The organism is Planktotalea arctica (assembly GCF_002105285.1).
Taxonomy (GTDB): Bacteria; Pseudomonadota; Alphaproteobacteria; order Rhodobacterales; family Rhodobacteraceae; genus Planktotalea; species Planktotalea arctica.
In genome coordinates this window covers 68,229-92,464 of the sequence record NZ_MUHR01000012.1, presented here as the reverse complement: position 1 = coordinate 92,464, position 24,236 = coordinate 68,229, and the positions used below count along the sequence as shown (strand labels likewise).

The following is a 24,236-nucleotide window of genomic DNA, read 5'->3' as shown; positions in this document are numbered from 1 at the left end:
AAATTCGCGCGCTTAGTTGCCCGAGCCGCGCAGTTTCATGACTTCTTCGTCTGGCAGCGTGTAATCGCCGCCATATTTGTAGACCCAGTCCACCATAGTGCCTTTGCCATCCTTCAACGCAATCGTGCCAACATAAGCGCCCATGGTCGCTTGGTGGTCGATCGCGCGGAACTTGATGTCGCCGACGGGCGTGCTGACGGGCAGATCCGCGAACGCTGCGCGGATCGCTTCGCCATCGGTGGAGCCTGCTTTTTCCAAAGCAGCCACAATAGATTGCACAGTCATATAACCCACAAGTGATCCGATACGCGGATGATCATCGTATCTCGCCACATATGTTTCGACGAACAATTTACCCGGTCCATCGGTGATTTCGGCCCAAGGATAGCCCGTCACAACCCAGCCCTCCGGGGCTTCATCCCCGAGCGGGTCAAGGTACTCGGGCTCACCCGACAGCAGGCCATAAACATTGCGCCCCTCGAATAGACCGCGCGTGCCGCCCTCGCGCACAAACTTCGCCAGATCACCGCCAAATGTTACGTTGAATATCGCATCCGGTTTGGCGCGCTCAAGCGCTTGCGCCTCTGCACCAGCATCAATCTTGAACAGCGCTGGCCATTGCTCTGCCACAAATTCAACATCCGGCTTCAGCGCCGTCAGCGCCTTTTTGAACGCGGCAACCGCGTCTTTGCCATAGGCATAGTTTGGCGCGATGGTCGCATAGCGGATCGCATCGGTTTTGGCCGCTTCTTCCGCGAGCATCGCCGCTTGCATGTAAGTGGAAGACCGCAGGCGGAAGGTATAATCATTGCCCTTCTCCCAAGTGATCGCATCGGCCAGCGGCTCTGACGCGAGATAGACATACTTTTTCTCCGCTGCGAGCGAGCTAATGGCGAGGCCCACGTTCGACAGGATCGTCCCCGTCAGCATCACAGCGCCATCGCGCGTCATCAATTCCTCAGCGATCTTTACTGCTTCGCCGGGCTTTCCCTGATCATCACGAAAGATGAATTCAAGCGGTTTGCCCAGCACGCCGCCCGCTGCGTTCACCTCTTCAAGCGCCAGTTCGATACCAAGCTTATAAGGCCCTGCAAAGGCCGCCATGCGTTTGTAGTGATTGATCTCGCCAATCTTGATCGTCTCTTGTGCAAAGGCAGGCAGGCCGACAGCTGCAACTGCAATCGCAGCTGCGCCTACAAGGCTTTTCAAAAATGTCTTTCTTTTCATGGTCGTCCCTCTAATGTTGGCCGACCCGCGGCAGCGTCAGTCGTGCTGCACAAAGGTCGGATGAAGCGGCGCACCGAGATCTTCGGTCGCCTCTAACTCGACAAGGTCGCGTATTCGTTTGCGATACACGTTAGGCCCTTTGTCGATGGCAATTCTGATAGGTTTGCGTTTTTGCGGGCGCTGTTCCTCCACATGGATTGCCTCCAGCACTTCTTTATCCTCGGCAAAGGCGATGCGGAACATAGCGTCCATTTGCTCGGATGCAGCCTCGTCGCCAACGGCGGTATTTCGCAGGTGCATCCAGTGATCAATCGTATAATTCTCGGTTACGGGCGTCACGAAATGCAGCGCGAAAATACGCACACCTTTGTCGCGCTCATCCTCTGCCAAACCTGCCTCAACCGCCGCACTGCCAAAGTCGATCACAGCAGTGCTAGGTAGATGCAGATAGTAGTAATGCCAGCGATCTACATTGCCCTCAAAGCCGCCGAAATTCTGAAAGAACCCCACAGGCGGAGAATCCTTGATCCAGCGCCACGCAAGGATCACATCGCCAGAGGTGGACACATGCACTGGCACATTCTCGGACGCCGCGCTGCCAAGGGTCGTGGGATGCACAAAACTCACATGTGCAGGATCCACAAGGTTCTCGGCCACATTGAGATAATTCGCTTTCAGGTGCAGCCCATCGCCATGATGCGCGTGCCAGTTCGGATCGGAAAACTCGGGCATATCGAACACAGGCGTGTCCGCGGCCAATGCGGCCTCACCGGGCCAAATCCAGACGATGCCATGCGCTTCGTGCACAGGATAGGTGTCCACATAGGCCGAAGCTGGCAGGTTGTCCTGCCCCGGAACGCGCACGCATTTACCGTCCGTGCCAAAAGTCATGCCGTGATAGCCACATTGCACCGTATCACCAATGCGCTTACCCTTCGAAAGTGGCAAAAGCCGATGTGGGCAGCGATCTTCAAGCGCTACGATTGTGCCGCCAGAGGCGCGAAACAGAACCATGTTCTGCTCGGTGATCGTGATCGCGCGCAGCTCCTGCCCGAAGTCCTTAGACCAACCGGCCACGTACCAAGCATTGCGCACAAACGGCATTTTCTTTCTCCCGCGCTTATCACGATGATCCGATTGGGCACTGTAAACTTGTTCGTTGTCAAACAATTTTTGTGCGCTTATTCTGGTTTGATCCAAGCGGGACGCACTTATGAGCCAGAAACAGCCATCAAAGCCAGATACGAACCTCTATCGGCTAGAGGATCAAATCGGCTTCAAACTCAGACTTGCGAACCAAAAGCATCTGGAACTGTTCGCAGAGCAGATGCCCGAAACAACTTCGACGCAATTCGCCATCCTCGCGCGGCTTTTTGCAGACGGGGCTCTGTCGCAAAACCATCTGGGACGGCGTGTCGGGATGGACGCGGCCACCACCAAAGGCGTTGTGGACCGCCTGCGCGCAAAAGGTTGGGTAAAAAGCCGTGCGTCAAAAACCGATTTGCGGCGTCTGGATATTTCGCTAACGCCCGACGGGGAAGAGTTTGCTGCGCGCGCGATCGAGACCGCGAAAGAAATCTCCGCGCGGACAACCGCAAACCTGAGCACGCGCGAGGCCGAGCGTTTGTTGGCACTGCTCGACAAGCTGTAGCGCGCGATCTTCATAAACAAATGGGCTACCGTAGCCCGTCTTCACCCACCGCCTCCTCATGAGTCAAACCACCCACGCGCGGCAAGGGTCGCCCGCCATCCGTCACCGCAATCGCCACCATAATTTCATTGGCGCGCGGCGCATCATTCAAACGTACCTCGATTCCATCAAAGTGAGAGCGCACATAGGCCGCATCCTTATGCCCCAATGGCACATCCAAATCCTGCCCCGGTCCGCCCATTTTCTTGGATGACGGCACTAGCGCCGCCCCTTTTTCAACCTCCACGCGCAAAGGCGCGCCCATCTTGGGATGGAGTAGCGCCGCCGCATGCTCCAATTCGCCATTCTCTCCAACCATCGCCGCTTTGCCATAACTCTGCGCTTGCACAGGCGTGATGCCCAGCGCCTCGACACAGCGCTTACCCAGCAACGCTCCAAGCTCTGCGCCGATATCCATAAGCGGTGTCAAATCCTCAACATACTCCCCCGCAAAGGGATTCACGATCACCGCGACGGCCACAGCCTTGCGCCTGGCGGGCGCAATCACACGCCCCGCCTCGCGGTGCGTTTCTTCAACAAAAACCGCGATCTTGCGAATATTGGCGCTCATCGCAAACCATCCTCGCCCTTGATATCATTCGCCGCTAAACCGCCCGCGCGATTATGTACGCGCGCACCTGTGCTCATCACCAGCACAAAAGCCAACTCATTTGCGCGCGGCGCATCGTTCATACCGACTTCCATCGCATCGAAATGTCCCCGCACGTAGGAGGCGTTGATATGGGTGATCGGCACATCAAGGCGCACGCCTGCCGCGCCCACCTTCTTGGTCGAGGGCACAATCGCCTTGGCATCGCCGAGCAATTCGCGCATCGCGTAGCCGCCGGGGGAATGCCACAGCGCGCCATGCTCCAACTCGCCCGCAGTGCCAACAATTGACCCCTTACCATACCCCTCGATCAGCGAGGCATCACCGCCCAGCGCATCGATCAGCTTTTGTGCCATTTGCAGGCCCAAAGGCTTCAGATCGTCCATAAAGGGCTGGATATCTTCCACATACCGCCCCGCGTAGGGGTTGTTGATCACTGCAATCACCGCCCCGCGTTTTTGCGGTACGTTCGCGCGCGGGCCGCCCTCGTGGAAGGTTTCTTCAATCACCGTCGCAATCTTGCGAACCTCTACATCAGGCATGTTCCAGCACCTTTTCCTTGTTCAAATCTATTTGTCGAGATTGCCCGCACAGATGCAAGCTAGCCGCTTGGATAAGGCCTTCACACTGCATGGCGCGCGCAAGCGCAACGCCCTTTTCCAAGGCCTGCGCGACATCATCTTTGCTAAGTACACCGATCTGCACCACGACTTTCCGCGACCCAAGATCACTCTCTTCGCGCAGCTCGTTTGCTGGAACGCGCGTGATCAAAGGATGCCTTTCAACATCAACCGCTCCCGCAATCAGCGTCGCCGCTACATCCGCAAGGCTAGCGGTTTCAGCAAGCACTGTCACATTCTCTGCAATGCCAAATGACAAGCTGCGCCCCCCCTGCCCGCTGCTCGCAATCCCGCGCACAGAACTATCCGCAGTCAATGTGATCTTGCCCAGCGCATCGCCACCAAGCACGGCCATACCAACTGCATAACTCGCGTCACCATCAAGATGCAGAGCGATGTCACCACCGTTATTGACATAGGCACGTGTCATGTCAGCGCCCTCAAGCATCGCGTGCAGAACGGTCTCCGCCACAGCGCCGGCAACGCCAGCCATAGGCGTTACAAAGTCTTCATGCCGCTGCACGGCTTTCCACATTTTCAGCGCAATCGCCCCTTTAGGCGCAGGCCCACGGGCGCAGCGCAGCAGATCAATTTCACCCATTAACTCCGCAAGAACCGAGCCAAGCCGCCGCTCAGCCGCCGCAAAAGCCGCCACGCGATCGCCATCGACGCCAATCACCAGATCAATCGGACCGTGCTGCAAATGCAAGCGATCCCCGGGCAAAAGCGCAGTTTGAACACCGCTCATCTGCGCCCCTCGCGCTTGTCCCTTTGCGCCTTATGCGGATCAGGCTGCGAGGGCGCAGGCAAAACGCGCCGCACCGCATCGTTCACCACGCCGGCTGCATCGCGAATATGATCCATATGCCCCCCGAGCGCGCCGTAATCCTCGCGGCGCAGCGTGAATTCGATCGGTGCGACCAAGGCGGGCGTGGGGACATAGCCGAAGGAATTGCTTGGCATATCCATGACATCGACCATCACCGTGATCCCGCCGCCGGGCCAGACATAGGCCTCTGCGCCGCCGCAGGACACATAGGTCAGCGCGTCCTTGACCGAGCGCGTCAGGGCTACGGGGTTTTCCGTGACCCCGGCGCGCAAGGATCCGCCAGCGCCGCCCATGAACAGCACAGAGCACATGGATGGCTCGCAATTCTCGGCAATACGGTCCGCGCTCACCCGCAACTTTTCGGAAATTTGCGCAGGCTGAGGGATCAAATCCTCATCCAGCTCGTAGTAGGCCCATTGCTCGCCTGTCGTAGACACCATCAAAAGCCGAAGACCCGCCCATGCCTTTTTGGGATCGGCGGGCTTCAAAATGGTCAAAGGGTCCTCGATATCCGTGCCGCCCCAGCCCGTTCCCGGCTCAGCCACTTGAAAATAGCGCCCAGGGGTCGAGCGGCGTCCCTTTATTTTGATACCAGAGGGGCGCATATCAAGCTGCTTGCCCGCTTCATGTTCGCTCAGAACGCCCGTGATGTGATCGTCCACGACAATCACCTCGTCCACATAAGGCTGCCATTGCCTCGCGAACATTCCGATGGTGGCAGAACCGCAGCCGACGCGCATCAATTTCTCGGGCGCACCGTTGATGATCGGGGCCATGCCCGCCTGCACGGTAATCTCCACCCCCTCATCAATCTGCATCGTCACTGCTTCGCGATTGCACAGGTTCATCAAGGCATCGCAGGTCACGCGCCCCTCGGATTTACTACCGCCCGTCAAATGTTCAACCCCGCCAAGCGAAAGCATTTTGGAGCCATATTCAGAGGTCATCACATGGCCAATCGCCTCGCCCTTGACGCGCACCACCGCACGCTCGTGGCCGATGAAACGATCCGTGTCGATCTTCACTTTGACACCGCAATAGGAATAGATACCCTCGGTCACGACCGTGACCATATCCACGCCATCCACCTCTTGAGAGACGATAAAAGGCGCAGGTTTATAATCGGGATAAGTCGTGCCAGCGCCCACAGCCGTCACAAAGGTGCGCGACCCTTGGATCAGATCACCGTCCCACTCCTGCGCGTTATCCCCTTGATCAAGGAAAGCCACCGCAGGCGCGCCGCGCTCGATCACCGTAAGCGGATCGACGCGGACCAGATCGCCCGAATGATTGGCATAGCGATCGCATGCGCCTGATTTGCCCTCTGCGATGAAGCACAGCACAGGACAGGCATCGCAGCGGATTTTTTCAGGCTTCACGCGCTCCGCTTTTGTCTGCGCCACCTCACTCATATCCAGCCTCCTTCAAAGCCGCGCGCACGCGGTGCGGCAGGGCTGGCACATGGCGCAAACGCACGCCCGTCGCGTTATGAACCGCATTCAGGATCGCGGGCGCGGTCGGGATCAGCGCATGCTCGCCCAGCCCCTTCGCGCCGAACGGTCCGTGCGCATCCGGCTCTTCAATGATCAGCGTCTCGATCGGGGGGACATCGCCAATCGTCGGGATCAGATAGTCGTGCAGATTTTCGGTGCGCCCCGGAATAAACTCTTCCATCAAAGCCATACCAAGCCCCTGCGCCACGCCGCCCTGCACTTGGCCCATCACCAGCAATGGATTGATTGCTTGGCCGACATCATGCGCCGCAACAATGCGCACCGCTTTGATCGTGCCAAGCTGCGTGTCCACCTCCACCACCGCGAGATGCGCGGTGTAGCCGAACTGCGCATAGGGCACGCCTTGGCCGTTCTCGTCCAAAGGCTCCGTCGGCGGGTCATAGCTGGCAACGGCGCGCATCACATAGCCATCCTCACCCACCTCCATACGGCTCAGATCAACGACATGGCCGCCGCTCATTTCAAGGGTTCCGGTGCCCAGCGAAATTTGCGCATCCTCGGCAGCGTTCACAAGCGTGAGCACTTGGCGGCGCAGGCTTTCGCCCGAGAGCTTCGCCGCATTTCCGGTGACAAAGGTCTGGCGCGAGGCCGAGGTTTTACCCGCATCCGGCGTCAGGTCCGTATCGGCCCCCACCAAAACAACATCCTCCACCGCGACGCCAAAGCTCTGCGCGAATATCTGCGAGATCACGGTGTTGGAGCCTTGCCCGATATCAACCGCCCCTTGATGTAGCACCAACGTGCCATCACTGCGCAGCCCGCATTTGATGGTCGAAGGATTGGCCATGGAAGTGTTGCCACAGCCATACCAACCACCCGCCACGCCCACGCCGCGTTTCAAATGACTAGAGGTTTTGTTGAAGGTTGCGCAGGCGGTTTTCTCCACCTCCCAAGCGGGGCGCAATGCTTCAAGGCAAGGCTTGATGCCGACGCCTTGCGCAAACACCTGCCCCGACACAGTGGGAACTCCGTTATCAAGCGCATTGAGCAGACGGAAATCCAGCGCGTCCATGCCGATCGCTTCGGCCAATTCATCGAACAGGCTTTCCTGCGCGATGGCCGATTGGGGGACTCCGAAACCACGAAACGCGCCTGCGGGCGGACAATGGGTATAGACCCCTTTTGCCGCAGCGCGGTAATTCGGGACGCGGTAGGGGCCGGAGGCATGCAGCGGCACACGGTTGGCAACTGTCGGCCCCCAACTGGCATAAGCGCCTGTGTTGAAATCCCCGTCAAAGCTCAGGCCAGTAAGCAAGCCATCCTTGCACACACCGCCCTTGATGGTGATCCGGCCGGGGTGGCGTTTGGTCGAAGTCGCCATACTTTCCACGCGCGAATAGGCCATGCGCACAGGGCGGCCCGTCACCATCGCCCCAAGCGCGAGGAAGGGATGCACAGTCAGGTCCAGTTTAGCGCCGAAACCACCCCCCACGGCAGTCGGCACGATGCGAATATCGTCTTTGGACAGTCTCAGGACGCCTGCAAGCGCCTCCTGGTTCATCACCGGGGCCTGCGTGCAGACATGTAGATGCAAACGGCCCTGCACCATCTCGGCAAAGCCTGCTTCAGGTTCGATATACGCATGCTCGACGAAGGATGTTTCAAAACGTCCGCTAAGCACGATATCTGCGGCGCGCAATCCGGCGTCGATATCCCCATGCGCGACGAAACCACTGCACATGACGTTGTTTTCGTGCTCTTCATGCAGCTGTGGCGCGTCGCGCGTTTGCGCCGCGCTTACATCCTGCACCGCGGGCAATTCTTGCCAAGTGACGGGAAAATAATCTGTGTCATAGGCATTGATCACATCCGCTTCGCCAATGATCGCGGCGACGGCTTCGCCTTTGAACCGCGTCTCGCGCAGCGCAAAAACAGGCTGGTCGATAAAGCCGGGGATCGTGCCAAACAGGTTCACGCCGGGGATATCATCCGCCGTCAAAACCGCCTCGATCCCCTTTAACGCGCGCACTGCGTCCAGATCACCGAACTCAAAACCGGCATGGGGAAACGGCGATCTGATCACCAAAGCAACCAGCGCGCCTTCGGGGGCGACATCATCGCCGAAACGCTCGCTCCCATCAACTTTGCAGGCCGCATCGACGCGCGCAATGGGATCTCCAACAGCGCCTTTAGCAGCCGCGCCAGCCACAGGCGCACCAACCGCGACCACAGCGTCAATAATTTTGCGATACCCCGTGCAGCGGCACAAAACACCGCCAAGTGCATCTTGCACTTGCGCGATATTCGGCTGTGGCACCTCCTTCAAAAGCGCGGCTGCGCTGATCATCATCCCCGGTGTGCAAATCCCGCATTGCGCCGCTTGATGGGCGGAAAAGCTCGCTTGCAGCTTACCCAAAAGCACTAAATCAATCCCGCGCAATGTCTGCACATCGCGCCCCTGCGCCTGCGCCACAGAGGTGAGGCACGCGCAAACAGGCAGGCCATCGATCAGCACTGTGCAGGCCCCGCAATCGCCCGCGTTGCAGCCGATCTTGACCTCTTTCGCGCCCATTTCTTCACGCAGCACATCGCTAAGGCGCACATGACCATGGGCCACGCTCTGCGCAGGATTTCCATTCAAGCAAAAGCCGATACTGCCGTCATCCATAAGCCGCCTCCATCAATGCGCGCGAGATCAGCGCGCGCAGCACATCGAGCCTGTAGACCCCCGAGCCGCGCACATCATCGATCGGGGCAAGCTGTGAAAACTCTGCGATTTGCAACAGCGGCGCTGCCGCCTCCGGCGACTTGCCCTCAAGCGCCGCCTCCAGCGCATGCAGCCTTTGCGCCACTGGCGAGCAGGCCCCGACGGCGATCCGCGCTTTACGCAAAACCCCGTTTTCAATCTCGCAAGTGACCGCAACCATAGCGATGGAAATCACCAGATACTTGCGTGCACCGAGCTTCACGAACCCGCTCCGGCGCGTATCCGTGGTTTTTGGGATCAGGATCGCCGTGACCAACTCTCCCTGCGCCAAGTCGATCTGGCGCACGCCCATGATAAATTCCTCAAGCGGCACAGTGCGGATGCCAAAGATGGAGCCAATTTCAACCTGTGCATCCAGACACAGCAGCGGCGGCACGCCGTCCGCAGCGGGCGAGGCGTTGCACAGATTACCCACGATCGTGCCTGCGTTCTGGATCTGCACCGATCCGACCTCGCGCGCTGCCGCCTTGAGGCCGTCGAATGCGCGCGGCAGATCGGCGCGAATGATATCGCTCCATGTGCTCGCCGCACCGATGCGCCAACCGCTGTCAGTGCGCGTAATCGCGCGCAGCCCCTCGATGCGGGTAACGTCCAACAAATCGCGCTTCACCGGCCGCGTGCCCTGCGCCGGATACCAGTCAGTGCCCCCCGCGATTACGCTCGGCGCGCCTGCAGACAGGGCCGCCAAGGCCTCATTCAACGTCGTAGGGGCCAGATAGGTCAAAGCGATCCTCCCTCAGCGCGCTTCTAACTTGTATGTATACGAATAGAATATGGCGCACAGGATTCTGTCAAACCCTTTCGCAGCCCCCCTTGATCGATGCGCAACTTCTGTTAGCGTTCAAATGAATTTGGAAGGAACCGCCATGTCTGACACCCCACAAAAGCTCGTGATCCACAACATTGGCCTAATGCTTTCGGGTAAGATGGAAGCGCCCATATATGAGGCCGATTGTATCATCGCGATTGGCGGCAAGATTGCCGAATGGGGTTATGAGCGCGATATGGACCTTGAGGGCGCGGATACTGTGATCGATGCAAATGGCACCGCACTCGCGCCCGGGTTGATCGACAGCCACATCCATCCAGTCATTGGCGATTATACGCCGCGCCAGCAGCAACTCCATTGGATCGACAGCACCTTGCACGGCGGAGTCACCACGCTGATTTCTGCAGGCGAAGTGCATATGCCGGGCCGCCCCAAGGACGTGGTGGGCCTCAAGGCGATGGCGATCGCAGCGCAGCGCTGGTACGAAAATTTCCGCCCCTCGGGGATGAAAGTCCATGCCGGTGCGCCCGTTATCGAACATGGAATGGTCGAGCAGGATTTCAAAGACCTCGCCGATGCGGGCGTCACACTTTTGGGCGAGGTCGGTCTTGGCACCGTGAAAGATGGCAAGACGGCGCAGCAAATGGTCGGCTGGGCGCGCAAATACGGGATACAGAGTACGATTCACACCGGCGGGCCGTCTATTCCGGGCTCGGGTTTGATCGACGCCGATATGGTGATGGAGACAGGCACAGACGTGATCGGGCACATCAACGGCGGTCATTCTGCGCTACCTGATGATCAGATCATATGCCTGTGTGAGAATTGCAAAGCCGCGTTTGAAATTGTGCATAACGGCAATGAACGCGCAGCGGTTCTGACGGTGAATACCGCGCGCGAACTTGGCAAGTTGGATCAGGTGATCCTTGGCACGGACGGGCCTGCCGGGTCGGGCGTGCAGCCTTTGGGTATTTTACGGATGATCGCCATGCTCTCTGCCTTTGGCAATGTGCCTGCAGAAATCGCGTTTTGCTTTGGCAATGGAAATACCTCGCGTCAGCGTAAGCTCGACACGGGGCTGCTAGAGAAAGGCATGTGCGCGGATTTCGTGCTGATGGATCAGGCGCAGCATGCGCCGGGCAAGAACATTCTGGAAAGCGTGCAATTGGGAAACTTGCCGGGCGTAGGCATGACAGTGATCGACGGGGTCGTATGCTCTGGGCGCTCGCGCAACACACCGCCCGCGACGCGCTTGCCGAGAGTGGTTTGATCGCCAAACTCTTCTGCGAAGAGTTTGAGCCTGCATGATTGTCTGCGAAAATCACGCGCCCGACATCGGGTGTTTTTCGCAGAATAAGGTCTTGCTATGCAGGTTTTTCGCAGAAAAACCTCACCCCTCCGGCGAAAGATAAGCGCGGATTGAGGGGCGGTAGTGCTCCAATTCATCCGCGACCGCAGGATAGCTGCTGAGGCGTTTGCGGTAAGCAACGACGCTGCTCGGCCACTCCAGTTCCAAGCCCAAAGCGCGCTCCAGCGCGGCGAGCCACTCAAAGGCCACCGCAAATCCCGCATCGCACAAAAGCAGGTTGCGGGTCGGCAGACCGTCCGTCGTGAGCAGCAATTCCAGCGCTTTCAAGTGACGGTTTACCTCTGAAAAACCTGCGTTCAACGCCTCTGGATCACGCTCTTTTAAAAGCGGGTACATCGCGCGCAAAGCAGGTTCGAGCCGCGTATCATGAAAGCGCCCCCGCTCGCGCGCCTTTGCGCGCGGCACGAGGCCCATTGGCATCATACTTGGCTCTGGGTGTTTTTCTTCAAGGTATTCCGCGATCGCTTCGCTATCGGACAGCATCACATCGCCGTCCAGCATCGTGGGGATGTTTCCCGAAGGCACGATCTTGCGATAGGCCTGCGAGCGATAGCCGCCGGGCGGCGCGAGTTCTTCCCATGCGAGGCCCTTGTGACGCAGAACCACCCGCAGTTTGGCGGTATAGATCGAGATTGGAATATTATAAATCGTCAGCATTATCATGCCTCCCAGCCCTCACGAAAAAGGGGGCCGAAGCCCCCTTCCATCACTACTATAAGGGCAGATCAGTTGACCGAAAGAGCCCATTTATCCGCCAGTTCGTCGAAAAATCCGCTCTCGTTCTTGAGCGCGATCCAGGTGTTCACATAATTGATCCAGACCTGATCCGCTTGCGGCAGCAGCATTGCGATGGGCGTCGGCGCGCGTCCCTCAGAGACGGGCACGATCATCAACTGGTCGTACTTCGCGACCAATTTGTTGGCTTCCACATTGGAAGTGATGTTGGCATCCGCGCGGCCCGACAGGACCTCTTGGAAATCACGTGCTGGTGCCTCGACGATGCGGTGCTCTGCATCGGGGAAGAAACGTTTTACTTGCTGTTCCTGCGTTGTGCCGAGCGTCGCTGCGACCTTCACATCCGCCTTGTTCAGGTCATCCCAGTCCTTGAAGCGATCTGCGTTGATTTTCTGCGTGATCGGCACGGTGAAGAGCGCAAAATAGCTGTCGGAGTAACCCGCGGCCTTGGCCCGTGCAGGCGATACAGAAGCAGACCCGGTGATGTGATACTGGCCCGAGCTGACACCGCTGACCAGCGTCTTCCAATCGGTCGCCACGAACTCGAGCTCGACGCCCAGATCGCTCGCAAGCTCGGTCATCACGTCAATGTCATAGCCTTTGTAGCTGTTCGTGGCCGGATCGCGCACGCTCATCGGATCCCAATCTCCTGTGGTGCCCACTTTGAGCGTGCCACTTGAAAGAATGTCGTTCAGCGCGGATTGCGCATTCGCGGCGACGCTGGAGCCAGCCAGCACAGCGGCCAGTGCGGCGATTTTGAAAATTTTCATGATATGTCCTCGACTATGTCAGTTGCGCACTAAGTCACACTGTCATGTGTGGAAGTGCAAGGTGTTAGTGCTTGTCTTGCCCGCCGCATCCTGATTTGCGTGGCGCGGTAAAGCGGGCTTGATGGAGCGTTCGATGGAAACTGGTGCAGATAGCCCGATAATCAAGATGAATAATGTATCGAAATTCTTCGATACATTTCAGGCTTTGAAAAATGTCTCGCTGAATGTGGGCGCGGGCGAGCGTATGGTGGTTTGCGGCCCCTCCGGTTCTGGCAAGTCAACGCTCATTCGCTGTATCAACCGCCTTGAAAAACACGAACACGGCGAGATCGAAGTCGAAGGTGTCCGCCTTGACGACAGCGCCGCCGCGCTAGACGCTGTGCGCAAGAATGTCGGAATGGTGTTTCAGCAATTCAACCTGTTTCCCCACCTCACCGTGATGGAGAACCTCACGCTTGGTCCGATGCGCGCCTATGGCCTCAGCAAGGAAGAAGCACGCGCCCGCGCCATGAAGCACCTCGAGCGCGTGCGCATTCCCGATCAGGCGGAAAAACTGCCCCGTCAGCTTTCCGGTGGCCAGCAACAGCGCGTCGCGATTGCCCGCTCGCTCTGTATGGAGCCGCGTATCTTGCTTTTCGACGAACCGACCTCGGCGCTCGATCCCGAAATGATCACTGAAGTTCTGGACGTCATGGTCGAACTGGCAGACACGGGCATGACGATGATCGTGGTCACGCATGAGATGGGCTTTGCGCGCAAGGTCGCAGATCGCATGGTGTTCATGGACGCCGGCGAGATCGTCGAGGCGGCCAAACCCGAAGAATTTTTCACCGCGCCCAAATCCGAGCGCACCCGCGATTTTCTGAAAAAAATCATAAATCATTGAGGGCGCAGAGAATGTTCCGCTTAATCCTACTCCTTGCCCTCGCCGTCACCCTGACAGGCTGCGCTGGCAATTCATCCGGACAGTCCTGGGGCTGGTATGTCGTCGATCCTCGCACGACCAGCGGAATGAACAACCTACAATTCCTGATGTCGGGCGCGTGGAATACGATCCTTCTATCCTTGACCGCTATTTCCATATCGGTCGTCGTGGGTTTGCTGATCGCCCTGCCCGGACTGTCCGAGCGCAAAGGCGTTCGCGCGATCAATCGTATCTATGTAGAGGTCGTGCGCTCCGTTCCCATACTGGTTTTGATCCTGTGGGTGTATTACGGTCTACCTGCGCTGTCTGGCATCACACTCAACGTTTTCTGGGCCGGCGTTCTGGCGCTGGCGCTCTCGGACAGCGCCTTTCAGGCAGAGATTTTCCGTGGGGGCATCCAGAGCATCGGGCGCGGTCAATATGAGGCGGCGCAAAGCGTCGCGCTGAATTATCGCGACACCATGCGATACGTCATTTTGCCCCAAGCAATCCGGCGCATTTTGCCCGCCTTGGGCAATCAACTGGTTTATATGATGAAAATGTCTTCGCTCGTGTCGGTAATCGGCATGCAGGAACTCACGCGCAAGGCCAACGAGTTGGTGGTGACCGAATACAGGCCCTTGGAAATTTATACAATTTTGGTACTGGAATATCTGGTGCTGATTTTGATCGTCTCGCAAGGCGTGCGCTGGCTAGAGCGGCGCATGAACGTCTCGGAAGCGTAATAATAGGTTTCCGATCCTTCGGATCGGACCGAAGCGAGGGGCCAGCCCCTCGCGCTCGCAGGTTTGACGAGGGGCCAGCCCCTCGCGCTCCCCGCGATATTTAAGGAAAGAGGAAGAGGCATGGCGGCGGCACGTGATTTTGATCTAACGACAGGTTCCATTGGCAGCCACTTCAAAATGCTGGCGATTCCGGCAGCTTTGGGAATGCTTTTTACCACGCTTTATAATGTCGTGGACGTGTATTTCGCGGGGCAACTTGGCACGCAAGCGCAGGCGGGTCTTGCAATTGGCTTTCAGGCGTTTTTCGTATTGATTGCGGTGGCCTTTGGCCTGTCCTCGGCAATGTCGGCACTGGTTGGCAATGCGCGCGGGGCCAAAGATAATCGCTCTGCTCGCAGGCTGGCAGCACAGGGCCTGGCCTTTGCTTTCATAGCAACGCTTGTTCTGATGGTTTTCGCGGTCTGGTTCGGACCACGCGCAATCGAGCTGATTTCAGAGCCGGGCGCGTATCGAGACGCTGCAACTAATTATTTTTATTGGCTTATCGCCGCCCTGCCCGGATTTATTCTGGCTTTTTCTGCAAATGGTATTTTGCAGGCGCACGGCGACAGCGTCACCTTGCAGCGCGGCCAGATGGTCGCCTTTTTCGCCAATATTATCCTCAATCCATTGTTCATTTATGGCATCCCCGGAGTGATCGATGGCATAGGATTTAACGGCATTGCCTTGGCCACTATTGTCAGTCAAACGGGCGTGATGCTGTGGATTTTACGCACGGTTATGCGCCTTGAGATCATGCAGGGTGTCGCACTGCGCCATATCCGGCTGGAGTGGGGCACGGTCAAAGAAATCCTCGCACAAATGATCCCGACGACCAGCGCAATGATGGTGATGTTTATCTCCGGCTTTGTCGTGCAATACGCGCTTAAAGGCTTTGGCGAAGAGGCGATTGCCGCCTACGGCATCGCGCTACGGATCGAGCAAATATTGCTCCTACCTGTGCTTGGAATGACGGGGGCGCTGCTACCGATTGCAGCGCAAAACTATGGCGCGGGCGATCATGCCCGTGTGCGCGAGGCCGTCTGGTTCTGCTGGAAGCTCGGATTTCTAATGACCGCCCTCGCCGCGCCGATCCTGTGGTTCGGCGGTGCTTTCGCGATGAGCCTGTTCACGGATGATACCCGCGTTATTCCCATCGGGCAAAGCTATCTGCGCGTCGATGGCTTTCTCTTCCCGCTCTACATGATGCTTTTCGCAATAAACTCGCTGCTGCAAGCGCTGAAAAAGCCAGTCTACACACTGTGGATCAGCCTGTATCGCCAAGGCTTTGGCGTAGCCTTTTTCATCTGGTTGCTGGTCGGCGTTGTCGGCATGGATGTCTGGGGCGTCTGGCTTGGCATCGCGATTGCGGTCAGCACGGGCTGGGCCATTGCAATGCTGATCACAATCCGTATCACGCGTGAGAAGATCGGCGGATTGCGCGCCTAGACCTTAGTGCAGCGCGTTGATTTTAGTCTGCACATCGGCGCGCCGCCAAACCACTTGCAACTGCGCCGCTTTCGCCTGTTTGATGCGCAGCAAATGTTCGGTGCGCAGGCCGTGCAATCCGGAGAACGCATCGAACAACGCATCCGCCCCCTCGGCGCTGACAGGAATTTGCAAAGGCGCGCCCTGATCGGGAACCAGCAGCCAGTGGGCTGGCTTGGAGCGTCCGTCAAGGCTAAGCGCGGCGAGTTCGGAAATCGCAACAGCGCCGCCGCTGAGCGGGCCGAAGTAGGTGACTTGCCCCTCGATTACCTGCACGACGCCCTGCCCGCCACCGCGCCCACGAAAGCGGGTGCGCTGAAACCCAGCAAGGATCGCGATCACCCCAAGCGCCGCTAAAGCCAAGGCAATCGCACGCAAAATGCCATAGCTGCTCAAAGCCCAAGCACTTGCAGAAAGCGCCATTGCCACGCCGAACAGAACTTCACGCCAACGCCACAGCGCTGCACGCGCCTCGGGACGGATGAAACTCATGGTGCCCAATCTCCCAAGGCCGCTTGCCACAGCGTCAGGGCCGCGACCGCCGCCGTATCAGCGCGCAAGATACGCGGCCCGAGGCTCACTACATGAGCCTTTGGATGGTCTTGCAAGCGCGCGCGCTCAGTCGGGGAAAAGCCGCCCTCCGGGCCAATCAGGATCGCCCATGGACCGCGCGCCGCGCGCGCCAGTGAACTTGCCGCGCCAAGCCGGGTTTCATCGCAAAACATAACGCTGCGCTCTTCGGGCCAGCGGTCCAGCATGGCGTTTAGTTTTTGCAACGCCGTTACTTCGGGCACGAAAGTGCCGCCGCATTGCTCTGCCGCCTCGACCGCATGGGCTTGCAAGCGTTCCTGTTTGATGCGCTCTGAATTGGTGAAGTCCGTCTGTATGGGGCATATCTTGGCCGCGCCCATTTCGGTGGCTTTTTCCACGATGAAATCCGTGCGCGTCTTTTTGATCGGCGCAAAGCAGAGCCACAGATCAGGGGGCATCTGTAATGGCTTGGTTTGGTGCGAACACTCAAGCGTGCCGCCGCGTTTGCCCGCCTCGATGATATCACCGCGCCATTCACCGTCCTTGCCGTTAAACAGCGACACCGCGCCGCCGGTGCTCAAACGCATCACGCCAAACAGATAATGCGCCTGCTCACGCGTCAGGGAAACGCGGTTTCCTATCGCAAGAGGCTGGTCTACATAAAGGCGAGTTTTAGCTGTCATAAGGCCCTACATATGCAAGGCGATGCACAAGAACCAGAGGGTGGCCCGCTGATTGCTGACGCAGTCAAAGATAATTGGGTCGACACGCGCGCGCCAGCTTGGGCAAGGCCCTATCTGCGCCTGAGCCGGATGGACCGCCCGATCGGCACTTGGCTGCTGCTTTTACCCTGCTGGTGGGGGCTTTTGCTGGCCATGCTGGTGTCGGACCGCGCCAGTTGGTTCGATCTATGGATATTCGCCGGCTGCGCCATCGGCGCGACGCTGATGCGCGGGGCAGGTTGTACATGGAACGACATTAGCGATCGCGATTTTGACGGCACGGTCGAGCGCACGCGCAATCGCCCGATCCCCTCGGGTCAGGTGAGTGTGCGCCAAGCCCTGATCTGGATGAGCGCCCAAGCGCTTGTCTCGCTTTGTATCCTGCTCACGTTCAACTGGGCGGCAATCGCACTCGGGTTTCTGTCGCTGGTGCCTGTGCTGGTTTATCCCTTTGCCAAACGCTTTACGTGGTGGCCGCAGCTCTTTCTGGGCCTCGCGTTCAACTGGGGTGCCTTGCTGGCCTGGACCGCGCATAGCGGATCGCTGGGCTGGCCTGCGATCACGCTTTACTGCGCGGGCATCGTCTGGACGCTGTTCTACGATACGATCTACGCCCATCAGGACATCGAAGATGATGCGTTGATCGGCATCAAAAGCACCGCGCGCCTTTTCGGGGCACAAACGCCAAGCTGGCTTTTATATTTCCTCATCGGCTCTGTCATCTTGCTGGGATTCGCCGCCCTTCAAGGGGCGGGCGCGCGCTCGATCCCATCGCTTTTGATCGCGCTTGCGGGACCTTGGGCCTTCGGTTGGCACCTGAATTGGCAGTTGCGCCACTTCAGATCGGGCGATCAAAGCGGGTTGGTGCGGCTTTTTCGCTCCAATCGCGACGCGGGGCTGATGCCTGTGCTGTTTTTCGCCATCGCCCTGTGCGTGTGATTGAAACCCTCGGCAAGTGCGCGTATCACGCATTCAAGCCCTAACATCCGGGATGCCGATGCGCCTGTCTTCATATTTTACCGTCGCGGTCACTTTCATATGTGCTGCCGCCCTGTGCATGGTCGCTGCGGGCTTTTCGGTCACCCTGATCGAGGACAATTCCAAAAAGGAAGTACGACGCGCTTTGGACAAGGCCAGCTTGACCTGGGCCGATGCCGATGCCAACGGGTTGCAGCTTTTCCTGATCGGCACTGCACCCTCCGAAGCAGAGCGTTTCAAAGCACTAAGCGTCGCAGGATCTATTGTGGATGCGGCGCGCGTTATCGATCAAACAGAAGTTGCCGATCGCGAAGCCTTTGCACCGCCGCGCTTTTCCATCGAAATTCTGCGCAACGATAGTGGCATTTCCCTGATCGGTCTTATTCCGCAGACCGATGCGACCGAAGCCATGCGCGCGGATGTGAGCAAAATCGCGCAAGACGGCCGCGTCAGCGACCTCTTGGAGAGCGCGCAGTATCCCGCTCCTGAAGGCTGGGCCGCGGCTATGGAACTTGGACTGCACGCTTTACGCCTGCTGCCCCGCTCGAAGATTTCGATCGATGCTGGCAACGTGAGCGTTACGGCCATCGCTGATAGCCCCGAAGAAAAGCGCCGTTTCGAAAGTGCCCTGCGCGCCCGCGGCAGCCAGGGCGTTAATCTCGCCCTGAATATTTCAGCGCCGCGCCCTGTGATCAGCCCCTTCACCTTGCGCTTCGTGATCGAGGGCGAGAGCGCAAGGTTTGACGCATGTAGCGCCGATTCCCGAGAGGCGGCCGAATTGATCACCGCCGCAGCCATGCGCGCGGGGATGACCGCACCACCCGAGTGCAGCATCGGCCTTGGCGTGCCCTCGCGGCAATGGTCCAAAGCGGCATCTCTGGCTATCGACAAACTTGACGCGCTCGGCGGCGGATCGCTCACTTTCGCGGATGCCGACATCACGCTGATTGCGCACGAGGGAACCGAGCAAGCCTTGTTCGATCGGATCGTCGGTGAATTGGAAACCGGATTGCCGGAAGTGTTTGCCCTGCATTCCGTTCTACCGGTGCCGCAAGACGCAAGTCAGGGTCCACCAGAATTCGTCGTCACCCTCAGCCCTGAGGGCGACGTTCAATTGCGCGGACGCGTTGGCTCCGAACTGGCGCGCGAAACCGCAGACAGCTACGCCAAGGCACGTTTTGGCTCGGACGCGGTCTATACTGCCGCGCGCATCGACGAGAGCCTGCCGCGCGATTGGTCCGTGCGCATGCTTGCCGCAATCGAAACACTGTCCAAGCTGAACAACGGATCGGTCACCGTCACCCCCGAGCGCGTGCGCGTTTTTGGCGATACGGGCCTTGTCACCGCTAAGGCCGAGATTGCGCAGCTTTTAACCGAAAAGCTAGGCGACGCCGAAGATTTCGCAATCGAAGTCACCTACAAGAAAAAGCTCGATCCGGTTCTGGGCCTGCCCACGGCAGAAGAATGCGAAGCGCAAGTTGCGGGCATTCAGGACGGGCGCAAGATCACCTTTGAGCCGGGGTCGGGTAATCTGGACGCGTCTGCCAAGAGCGTGCTGGACGATATCGCCGAAATCCTAGGGAAATGCCCCGAAGACCTGCGCCTTGAAATCAGTGGTCACACGGACAGCCAAGGCCGCGAGTCGATGAACCAGGAACTCAGCCAAGCGCGCGCGCAGGCAGTTTTGAACGCGCTTCGCGAGCGGCGCGTGCCAACGGCGAGCTACATCGCCAAAGGGTACGGCGAAGAAAAGCCGATCGCTGACAACGGCAACGAAGACGGGCGCGAAGCCAACCGGCGCATTGAATTCAAACTTATCCTGCCGCAGCCCATCGCGGAGCAGACAACAACACTCGAAGCTGTGAGCGAGCCTGCACAAGACGGGCAAGATCAACAGTCACAAGAGCAAGAAGGGACATCCGATGAACAGAACTGAGTTTGTCATCGCCACAGCGATCATTCTATTCGTCGCCTTTTGCATGGGCTGGTTCGCCAACTGGCTGATCCACCGTTTCACCCGCGTGTCGCGCTCGGATGTGGGCGAGTTAGAGCGCATGGCGCAGGAATTGCACGAGGCCGAGGAAACCCGCGATCAGGCGATCACCTATCTGCAGCAGCGCGAAGCGGAACTGACCAACCAGATTTCCCAGACCGAGGCAGAATTGAACGCGGCTATGGAGGGCTTGCGCGATGCTCGCCAAGAGGCCGAAGAAATGCGCGCCTATTTGGAGCGGATGCACCAGAGCCAATAAGGTTCGGGGGGCCAGCCCCCGTCTCAGCAAAGCTGAGACTCCCCCGAAGTTTACTTTGAAAGATGAAGCACTACTGCGCGCACGTTAACCTTAATTGTTCGCTACCAACGCTTCAGCGCCTCTTCGTCCTCGGCCTTGGACGCGACCCAATCGCTTGATCCAGCCGCGCGTTCCTTCTTCCAGAACGGCGCGCGCGATTTCAAATAATCCATCAGAAAATCTGCCGCTTCAAACGCGTCTTTGCGATGCGGCGAGGCGGTCGCGACCATCATAATCGTATCGCCGGTTTTCAAAGGGCCATAGCGATGGATCACCAACGCATCGCCCAAATCCCAGCGCGCCATGGCATCGAGCGCGATCTTTTCCAGCGCCTTTTCGGTCATGCCCGGATAATGCTCGATCTCCATCAGATCGAGTCCGCCGCCCGGCAAATCGCGTACGATGCCGTTAAAGCTCACCACGGCGCCCATGTTCACCTGCGCAGCGCTAAATGTGTTCAGTTCGGCCCCCGCATCGAATGCCTCTTGCTGCACCACAATGCGCATTGCTCAACCGCCCGTCATGGGCGGGAAAAACGCGACTTCGCGCACGCCCTGCAATGACGCATCAAACTCGCTTAGTTCCTGATCCACAGCCACGCGAAGCGCACTAAGATCGCTGAACGCCAGCGCATAGCGCTCTTCGCGCGCCCGCAATTCTTCAATCAAGCCCATCACAGTTGTCGCCTGCGTTTCGATCTTCTCTTTGGGCAGGCCAATGCGCTCGCGCACCCAAGCAAAATACAGCACATCCATCATGCGTTTTCCTTCAAATGCGGCAACGCTTTGCGAAAGTAATCCCAGCCCGACAGCAAAGTCAGCGCAGCTGCAATCCAGAGCAGCCACAGACCGATCCGCCCTGACCAAATATACCCATCATATTTCCAGCCAAGCCCAAGCACATCTTCGACTTCGCCGCTTAGAATCGCATCAAACATCGCTTGATCCATACCCCAGGCGGACATGCCAAGATGATGCTCAAAGATACCCTTGGAAAACAGCACCGAAATGGCGACCATCTGAGCTGTGGTTTTCCACTTCGCCAAAGACGTCACCTTGAGCGTCCCTGCGGTCTCGCCCAGAAACTCGCGCAATCCTGATACAAATACTTCGCGAAACAGGATCACGGTTGCTGGCAACACCAGCCATGGTGTCCAGTTCTGATCAGAAAAGCCGACGATTACCATCAACGCGATCACCACCATCGCCTTATCTGCAATCGGATCGAGCATCGCACCCAGCTTGGTTTCCTGCTTCCACGAGCGCGCGAGATATCCGTCAAGCCAATCGGTCAGCGCAGCAAACACGAAAAGCGTCAGCGCGAACCAATCTGCATAAGGGCGTGTGAAGTACAAGAACATCACCGCCACCCCCGGCGCTGCGAGCAGCCGGAGCACGGTTAGCATATTTGGGATCGTCATGGTCATGCCCAATACCTAGGCGGTCCCCATATCGCCCGCAAGCCCGCTTTAAGAATTGCTTTACGGCTTGCGCGGCGCTTTGCGCATGGGGCGCGCGTCGGGGCCTTTGCCAGCGCGTGTTTTGACGTTGTAGGGCTTGCTCTCGCCGGCCTTGGGCTTGCCCGCCGCCGCCTTCACGCGTGCTTTGCGCTCGCCCATGGGCTTGGAGGGATCGATCGCACCCTTGCGGCTCTTTGGCTTGGGGGCTGCTGTCGCTTTGGGAGCAACCGCGCCCGTATCTACAGGGCTTGGCGCGCGCGCAGGCTTTGGCTTTGGCGTGCCAGATTTGGCAGCATGCTTTGGCGGGCGCGGATCGTTCTTGCCCGGTTTGTCCGCCTTGTAAGCGGGCTTGCCTTTGGGCTTATCAAACTTGGGTTTATCGAAGGCCGGTTTGTCACCCTTGGGTTTATCGAACTTCGGCTTGTCGTAGCTCGGCTTGTCGTAGCTCGGTTTATCACCCTTGGGCTTGTCATAGCGCGGCTTGTCCGCGCGCGGACCTTTGTTATAGGGCTTTGCCACCCCGTCGGCAGGCGGCCCGTTTGGCGACGCATCAAAGTCAGGCTTGCCCGGCAATTCGGTAAGGCTCGCCCCCTGCTCAAGGTTCATACCCTCGCCCAGTTCCTTCTTCATGCGCTCCACCGCAGAGGTTTGCACCTCCACAAAGGTCTCCTGATATTGGACGCGTATCGCGCCGATATCGTCCTTGGAGATGTTCCCGTTGCGGCACAGCATCGGCAACAGCCAACGCGGCTCTGCCTTGTGCTTGCGGCCCAGCGAGAGCGAAAACCATGAGCTTGGCCCGAAATCACGCGGTGCGCGTGCCTCGCGCGGCTCGCGCTTGCCGCGTGGACCGGAATCCACGACTTCGCCCAATTGCTCGGGTGCAGAGTGCTGCGCGCGGTGCAGGCGCAAGAACGCAGCTGCGATCTGCTCGGGCTTGTACTGCGCCAACAGCTTGCCTGCGAAGGATGTCTCATCCTCGCTCAGCGCCTCTGTCCAGGTGTCATTGTTCAGCATACGCTCTTCATCGCGCGCCAAAACATCCTCGGCCGAGGGCGCGTTGGCCCACTCTGCCTGTAGCTTGGCAAACTTGAGCAAACGCTCTGCCTTGGACTTTTGTCGCCCGGGCACGATCAGCGCGGAAATTCCCTTGCGACCAGCGCGGCCCGTTCGTCCAGAGCGGTGCAGCAGTGTTTCGCCGTTCGATGGCAAATCAGCATGGATCACCAACTCCAGGTTGGGCAAATCGATCCCGCGCGCGGCCACATCCGTCGCTACGCAAACCCGTGCACGCCCGTCGCGCATCGCTTGCAAAGCATGTGTGCGTTCGTTCTGGGACAACTCGCCCGACAGCGAAACAACCGAAAATCCACGGTTCGAAAACCGTGCCGTCAAGCGCGCAACCATGGCGCGCGTGTTAGCAAAAACAATCGCATTCTGCGCCTCGTAATAGCGCAGCGTGTTGATGATCGCGTTCTCGGTGTCAGAGGGCGCCACTGTCAAAGCGCGGTAGGTAATATCCGCGTGCTGTGGACCTTCGCCGCCGGTCTCGACGCGCTTGGTATCACTGCGCTGGTACTTTTGCGCCAGCTTGGCAATCCCGCGCGGCACCGTGGCAGAAAACATCAATGTACGGCGCTCTGGTGGCGTGGCGTCCAGAATGAACTCCAGATCTTCAGAGAAACCCATGTCGAGCATCTCGTCAGCTTCATCCAGAACAACCGCACGAAGCGCAGACAAATCAATCGCCCCGCGCATGATGTGATCCCGAAGGCGACCGGGCGTTGCGACAACAATATGTGCCCCGCGCTCAAGGCTACGACGCTCCGTGCGCGAATCCATGCCGCCCACAGTGGATGCTACGACAACGCCCGCAGGCGCAAACAACCAGTCAAACTCACGCTTCACTTGCAAAGCCAACTCGCGTGTCGGCGCAATTACCAAGGCCAGCGGCGTCGCCGCGCGCTCAAAGCTGCCGTTCTCTTCCAGAATGGTTGGCGCGATCGCAAGGCCAAAAGCCACCGTCTTGCCAGAGCCGGTCTGCGCAGACACAAGCAAATCCTGATCCAAGAATTCAGGCTTGGACACTTCCACCTGCACAGGCGTCAGCGTTTTATAGCCTTTGGCGCTCAGCGCCTCGTTCAGTGTCGGGATCACGTTTAGAAAATCAGTCATTGCATACCTGCCGTTCGAACAAGCCTCGCGCATAAGGACTTTGCACTGATAAGTATAGCCCCA

At 58.5% G+C, this 24,236-nt stretch carries 24 protein-coding genes; 8 read left to right on the top strand and 16 right to left on the bottom strand.

Annotated features, from left to right (window positions below):
• Positions 1 to 12 precede the first annotated feature (12 nt).
• Together B9P63_RS12855 and B9P63_RS12850 are read right to left on the bottom strand one after the other, a co-directional pair.
• Positions 13 to 1,227: an ABC transporter substrate-binding protein gene (locus B9P63_RS12855; RefSeq protein WP_085309425.1), complete on the bottom strand. Its 1,215-nt coding sequence runs from the start codon at positions 1,225 to 1,227 to the stop codon at positions 13 to 15.
• Between the two features lie 36 nt (positions 1,228 to 1,263).
• Positions 1,264 to 2,331: an aromatic ring-hydroxylating dioxygenase subunit alpha gene (locus B9P63_RS12850; protein ID WP_085309590.1), complete on the bottom strand. Its 1,068-nt coding sequence runs from the start codon at positions 2,329 to 2,331 to the stop codon at positions 1,264 to 1,266.
• 109 nt (positions 2,332 to 2,440) lie between these two features.
• Here B9P63_RS12850 and B9P63_RS12845 point away from each other — a divergent pair, with 109 nt between their 5' ends.
• Positions 2,441 to 2,878, top strand: coding sequence for a MarR family winged helix-turn-helix transcriptional regulator (locus B9P63_RS12845; protein ID WP_085309422.1), 438 nt, complete (start codon positions 2,441 to 2,443; stop codon positions 2,876 to 2,878).
• Positions 2,879 to 2,903: 25 nt separating this feature from the next.
• Here B9P63_RS12845 and B9P63_RS12840 read toward each other — a convergent pair whose 3' ends face one another.
• Genes B9P63_RS12840 through B9P63_RS12815 form a run of 6 tightly spaced genes read right to left on the bottom strand, consistent with a single transcriptional unit; the run spans position 2,904 to position 9,921 of the window.
• Positions 2,904 to 3,488, bottom strand: coding sequence for an amino acid synthesis family protein (locus B9P63_RS12840; RefSeq protein ID WP_085309420.1), 585 nt, complete (start codon positions 3,486 to 3,488; stop codon positions 2,904 to 2,906).
• The gene (locus B9P63_RS12835; RefSeq protein ID WP_085309418.1) at positions 3,485 to 4,069 is read right to left on the bottom strand and encodes an amino acid synthesis family protein; all 585 of its coding nucleotides are present in this window, start codon (positions 4,067 to 4,069) and stop codon (positions 3,485 to 3,487) included. The genes B9P63_RS12840 and B9P63_RS12835 overlap by 4 nt, the downstream gene beginning before the upstream one ends.
• Entirely contained in the window at positions 4,062 to 4,895 is an 834-nt protein-coding gene (locus B9P63_RS12830; RefSeq protein ID WP_085309416.1) for a UPF0280 family protein, read from the bottom strand. Before B9P63_RS12830 ends, B9P63_RS12835 begins: the two co-directional genes overlap by 8 nt.
• Positions 4,892 to 6,388 (bottom strand): 6-hydroxynicotinate reductase, encoded by a 1,497-nt coding sequence (locus tag B9P63_RS12825; RefSeq protein WP_085309415.1) that lies wholly within the window; start codon positions 6,386 to 6,388, stop codon positions 4,892 to 4,894. Before B9P63_RS12825 ends, B9P63_RS12830 begins: the two co-directional genes overlap by 4 nt.
• Positions 6,381 to 9,098 carry a molybdopterin cofactor-binding domain-containing protein gene (locus tag B9P63_RS12820; RefSeq protein ID WP_085309413.1) on the bottom strand — a complete coding sequence of 906 codons (2,718 nt, stop codon included), beginning with the start codon at positions 9,096 to 9,098 and terminating at the stop codon, positions 6,381 to 6,383. The genes B9P63_RS12825 and B9P63_RS12820 overlap by 8 nt, the downstream gene beginning before the upstream one ends.
• Positions 9,091 to 9,921, bottom strand: a complete 831-nt coding sequence (locus B9P63_RS12815) for an FAD binding domain-containing protein (RefSeq protein ID WP_085309411.1) — start codon at positions 9,919 to 9,921, stop codon at positions 9,091 to 9,093. The genes B9P63_RS12820 and B9P63_RS12815 overlap by 8 nt, the downstream gene beginning before the upstream one ends.
• A gap of 142 nt (positions 9,922 to 10,063) precedes the next feature.
• On the opposite strand from B9P63_RS12815, the gene B9P63_RS12810 reads away from it, so the two are divergent.
• Entirely contained in the window at positions 10,064 to 11,236 is a 1,173-nt protein-coding gene (locus B9P63_RS12810) for an amidohydrolase family protein (protein WP_085309588.1), read from the top strand.
• 120 nt (positions 11,237 to 11,356) lie between these two features.
• On the opposite strand, the gene B9P63_RS12805 is transcribed toward B9P63_RS12810, so the two are convergent.
• A complete protein-coding gene (locus B9P63_RS12805; RefSeq protein WP_085309586.1) occupies positions 11,357 to 11,992 on the bottom strand; it encodes a glutathione S-transferase family protein in 636 nt (211 codons plus the stop codon).
• Between the two features lie 68 nt (positions 11,993 to 12,060).
• Positions 12,061 to 12,840 carry a transporter substrate-binding domain-containing protein gene (locus B9P63_RS12800; RefSeq protein ID WP_085309409.1) on the bottom strand — a complete coding sequence of 260 codons (780 nt, stop codon included), beginning with the start codon at positions 12,838 to 12,840 and terminating at the stop codon, positions 12,061 to 12,063.
• Between the two features lie 133 nt (positions 12,841 to 12,973).
• Between B9P63_RS12800 and B9P63_RS12795 the strand changes: the two genes are divergently transcribed.
• The 3 genes from B9P63_RS12795 to B9P63_RS12785 all read left to right on the top strand — a co-directional run bounded on the left by B9P63_RS12795 (position 12,974) and on the right by B9P63_RS12785 (position 15,978).
• Positions 12,974 to 13,726, top strand: a complete 753-nt coding sequence (locus B9P63_RS12795; protein WP_085309584.1) for an amino acid ABC transporter ATP-binding protein — start codon at positions 12,974 to 12,976, stop codon at positions 13,724 to 13,726.
• Positions 13,727 to 13,737: 11 nt separating this feature from the next.
• The gene (locus tag B9P63_RS12790) at positions 13,738 to 14,490 is read left to right on the top strand and encodes an amino acid ABC transporter permease (RefSeq protein ID WP_085309407.1); all 753 of its coding nucleotides are present in this window, start codon (positions 13,738 to 13,740) and stop codon (positions 14,488 to 14,490) included.
• A gap of 120 nt (positions 14,491 to 14,610) precedes the next feature.
• Positions 14,611 to 15,978: an MATE family efflux transporter gene (locus tag B9P63_RS12785; RefSeq protein ID WP_085309405.1), complete on the top strand. Its 1,368-nt coding sequence runs from the start codon at positions 14,611 to 14,613 to the stop codon at positions 15,976 to 15,978.
• Positions 15,979 to 15,981: 3 nt separating this feature from the next.
• On the opposite strand, the gene B9P63_RS12780 is transcribed toward B9P63_RS12785, so the two are convergent.
• Together B9P63_RS12780 and B9P63_RS12775 are read right to left on the bottom strand one after the other, a co-directional pair.
• The gene (locus B9P63_RS12780; RefSeq protein ID WP_085309403.1) at positions 15,982 to 16,509 is read right to left on the bottom strand and encodes a hypothetical protein; all 528 of its coding nucleotides are present in this window, start codon (positions 16,507 to 16,509) and stop codon (positions 15,982 to 15,984) included.
• The gene (locus tag B9P63_RS12775; protein WP_085309401.1) at positions 16,506 to 17,231 is read right to left on the bottom strand and encodes a 16S rRNA (uracil(1498)-N(3))-methyltransferase; all 726 of its coding nucleotides are present in this window, start codon (positions 17,229 to 17,231) and stop codon (positions 16,506 to 16,508) included. The genes B9P63_RS12780 and B9P63_RS12775 overlap by 4 nt, the downstream gene beginning before the upstream one ends.
• A 12-nt stretch (positions 17,232 to 17,243) precedes the next feature.
• On the opposite strand from B9P63_RS12775, the gene ubiA reads away from it, so the two are divergent.
• The 3 genes from ubiA to B9P63_RS12760 are packed head-to-tail and all read left to right on the top strand — an operon-like array spanning position 17,244 to position 20,500.
• Positions 17,244 to 18,209: a 4-hydroxybenzoate octaprenyltransferase gene (ubiA, locus tag B9P63_RS12770; RefSeq protein WP_085309399.1), complete on the top strand. Its 966-nt coding sequence runs from the start codon at positions 17,244 to 17,246 to the stop codon at positions 18,207 to 18,209.
• Positions 18,210 to 18,267: 58 nt separating this feature from the next.
• Positions 18,268 to 20,184 carry an OmpA family protein gene (locus tag B9P63_RS12765; protein ID WP_085309582.1) on the top strand — a complete coding sequence of 639 codons (1,917 nt, stop codon included), beginning with the start codon at positions 18,268 to 18,270 and terminating at the stop codon, positions 20,182 to 20,184.
• Complete coding sequence (locus B9P63_RS12760) at positions 20,171 to 20,500, top strand: hypothetical protein (protein WP_085309397.1); 330 nt, start codon at positions 20,171 to 20,173, stop codon at positions 20,498 to 20,500. Before B9P63_RS12765 ends, B9P63_RS12760 begins: the two co-directional genes overlap by 14 nt.
• A gap of 101 nt (positions 20,501 to 20,601) precedes the next feature.
• On the opposite strand, the gene B9P63_RS12755 is transcribed toward B9P63_RS12760, so the two are convergent.
• From B9P63_RS12755 to B9P63_RS12740, 4 genes are read right to left on the bottom strand one after another with little or no spacing between them, the layout of a single operon-like run.
• The gene (locus tag B9P63_RS12755) at positions 20,602 to 21,045 is read right to left on the bottom strand and encodes a molybdenum cofactor biosynthesis protein MoaE (protein WP_085309395.1); all 444 of its coding nucleotides are present in this window, start codon (positions 21,043 to 21,045) and stop codon (positions 20,602 to 20,604) included.
• Positions 21,046 to 21,048: 3 nt separating this feature from the next.
• Positions 21,049 to 21,297 (bottom strand): molybdopterin converting factor subunit 1, encoded by a 249-nt coding sequence (gene moaD, locus B9P63_RS12750; protein WP_095533043.1) that lies wholly within the window; start codon positions 21,295 to 21,297, stop codon positions 21,049 to 21,051.
• Complete coding sequence (pgsA, locus tag B9P63_RS12745) at positions 21,294 to 21,965, bottom strand: CDP-diacylglycerol--glycerol-3-phosphate 3-phosphatidyltransferase (protein ID WP_085309391.1); 672 nt, start codon at positions 21,963 to 21,965, stop codon at positions 21,294 to 21,296. The genes moaD and pgsA overlap by 4 nt, the downstream gene beginning before the upstream one ends.
• 54 nt (positions 21,966 to 22,019) lie before the next feature.
• A complete protein-coding gene (locus B9P63_RS12740) occupies positions 22,020 to 24,173 on the bottom strand; it encodes a DEAD/DEAH box helicase (RefSeq protein WP_085309389.1) in 2,154 nt (717 codons plus the stop codon).
• Between the last annotated feature and the right edge of the window lie 63 nt (positions 24,174 to 24,236).